The sequence below is a fragment of the Chryseosolibacter indicum genome, from assembly GCF_018598585.1.
GTDB classification, from domain to species: domain Bacteria; phylum Bacteroidota; class Bacteroidia; order Cytophagales; family Cyclobacteriaceae; genus Chryseosolibacter; species Chryseosolibacter indicus.
Map to the genome: position 1 here is coordinate 1 of NZ_JAHESD010000133.1, position 2,670 is coordinate 2,670.

Annotated in this window: 3 protein-coding genes; all 3 read right to left on the bottom strand. The window is 38.2% G+C overall.

Annotated features, from left to right (window positions below; all coding sequences use genetic code 11):
* Positions 1-699 precede the first annotated feature (699 nt).
* The gene (locus KK060_RS24665; RefSeq protein ID WP_254157922.1) at positions 700-1,545 is read right to left on the bottom strand and encodes a DUF5677 domain-containing protein; all 846 of its coding nucleotides are present in this window, start codon (positions 1,543-1,545) and stop codon (positions 700-702) included.
* Positions 1,546-1,577: 32 nt separating this feature from the next.
* Positions 1,578-2,474, bottom strand: coding sequence for a hypothetical protein (locus KK060_RS24670; RefSeq protein WP_254157924.1), 897 nt, complete (start codon positions 2,472-2,474; stop codon positions 1,578-1,580).
* A 1-nt stretch (position 2,475) separates the two neighbouring features.
* Positions 2,476-2,670 (bottom strand): hypothetical protein (locus tag KK060_RS24675; RefSeq protein WP_254157926.1); only part of this gene is annotated, 195 nt, incomplete at its 5' end.

The following is a 2,670-nucleotide window of genomic DNA, read 5'->3' on the forward strand; positions in this document are numbered from 1 at the left end:
CATTCACTTTGCTCGCCAATGTCTCTAACTTTAAGTCTATCTCGTTCGTGAATCGTTTCATAGCGTTGCCCATAACGTTCGTGTATGCGCAGTTTAAATTTACCTTTAAAAATAATTAATCAAATTTAAATTGCGCATACACATTGTTATGCACTGTGCCGCGCATTGCACAATCTTAACCACACAATGCCAAAACTTTGGTCGTGCGTCCGCGTGTGGGGATTTGGCATTGGTGTGGTTGTTCGAGCGTCAATTCAAGAAAGTCGGAATGTAAATATTTGCGTGTCTAAAATTGTCATTCTGTTCGGCTATAAGCATAAAGTCCTTAAGTCCATGAAATAAATTATTTCTGAGACGGTACACGATTATACCGATTGTTAAAATTTTGTCGTGAGGGTTATTATTAACATTCAGAAGGCATTCTCTCACTAAATTCATTCTGTCATTCGGACGAAAATGTAAATGTTCGAAGCGCTGATTTGTATTTTCGTCTGTAGTGTAGCGATTTTGAAAATAATTCCAAATATCATTGAAGGCATTCAATTGAAGATTTCGATTTGCAATCTCAAGTTGAAGCCGATCAATTGTAAAAAAGCTGTTAAAAATGGTGTTCTCATAGATATTCCAAAGAAGGGCGAAATTCTTAACCTCTGAAATATCTTGCCAGTCAGATTTGTTCCATACTTATTATTTATCCAATCAATCATCTGCCGTGGTTTTGAAGCTGTCTGCATATGTCACTAATGCAGCATTGGATTCAGTAAATATCTCTTTTATTGGGTCAATTGGGAATTTTTGGCTAAGAATGTTGAGCAAGGCGTTTATTGAAATATTAATCTGCTGTAGAAATAGTGTAGCTAGTCTCTCTTGATGTTCGCTAAAGAATTTAGCTGCATCTCCAGAACTCTTGAATGCACTCATATCCTTCTGTTGCATTCCTAAATAGATTCTTGCTCCATAATAGGAATTATGAATTATCTCAGAAACGTCTCGATATATACTATAAAAAGCAAAAGTCAAAAGGCCATTTACGTACAGACCATAGGTCTTTCCTATTTTTTCTAGTTTCTGTTTAGTGGTTTCAGGTGTCCAGCTATTGATTTCCTTGCCGCTCTTCGTTGTGAAGTCGGCTAAAGCCTTTTTCATATGATTTGGAGCCGCCTTTTCTATTTCATCTACATGGTCAACGAGTGCTTTTTCAATCTTGAATCCATTTATGTCAATGCCGTGAAAAAGATCTCTATATCCTTTCTGGTAGGCATACTTTTTTGAGTTGATAATTGCATTGTCACCTTCCGCACAGATAAAACCAATATTGATCGTGCCTTCAAGAAATGGCCTTGAAAGAATTATCATGTCTCTATATTGGGTGTTCTCGGCAAGCAAGAGCATGCTTTTTAGGCTCTCTTTGTTCAGTGTCAGTATCGGTCCAATAACTGAAGTTAACTCGCTATGTCCGATTGTTGAAGGAGAAATTGCAATTATCACCCTTTCTAAAAAGTCAATTTGTTGTGTTAAATGTTCTATCTCCTTCTTTAGCTCCATTTGTTCTATCTCAAATTGTTTCTGATTTGCGGTTAATTACTTTGTATTTCATACTCCCTATCTCTAACGATAATAAACAAGGTTGGTAAACCTTGTTCATTCTCAATTTCTAGTGAATAGTTATCATACTCATTAAAGTCGTTAAATATATTGACAATGTCGACTAACGCATTGCCTCTTTTGATACTGCTGGGTATTATTCCATTGCCAATATTCAATAGATCATGAATTATACAATTCCAGTCAGGAATTAAAGGTGTCATATTTTGAAAAGGAAGCCCCAAGTCGCCTAAGAGAATTCTACGCAGAAAGTGCGCCCAGCTATACTCCAAGTTAGAATTCCAAGGAACTTGTCTTAGTGTCGGCATTCTATCAAGTATCAAATAGTGCAATGCTTTCGTTCGCCCTTGAGAGTAGTCAGGTAAATTTCTATCCGGCATCTTTATTGGAGAACTGCTATAAATTCTTGCCGGCAGTGAGATAACAACATCACTGTCATACAAGCATTGTTGGGATTGAGAGGTCATCGACCTTTCCTTTTTTGCTTGCGAGATAACAGCACTTCTAAACATTGGTATTTTATTCTTATCAAGGAGGCAAAAAACCACGAGTAAGTCACCTAGTTCACAACTTGGAGTGTCGCCAGCGCATAAGTTTGTTGACGATATGTGTCTTGTTATTCTTGGCTTCTGATGAATAAATACGGAAGCAAATTTTACTTCGTAGGATGCATGGCTCAGAATGGGAGCTAAATTTCTATTCAAATAGTCCACACCAACACCTTTGCCTAATAAATACTTTTTTATTATTTCAGGCTCTGTCGAATTAAAGTTAATGCCATTCCACGATGCCAGTGAATGGTTGCCTATATCACGTGAAAAAGAAGATACACTTTTTACAAATCGGTCATATTCGGGAGAAGGTGTCATATCATTCGCGATGGGTTAATTGGCTCTTTTGCTTGCTTTGGTGTAGCGATGGAATGTGCGGCAAGAAAATGTGCCAATGCGCGCGGTGGCCCCTACTCTGTCCGCGCGGCATTGTGCATAACGTTCGTGCATGAGGCGTGGCGGGAATAGGAAGCCTTAACGATGTAGCGAAGCGGAATGTTAAGGCTGACCTGGT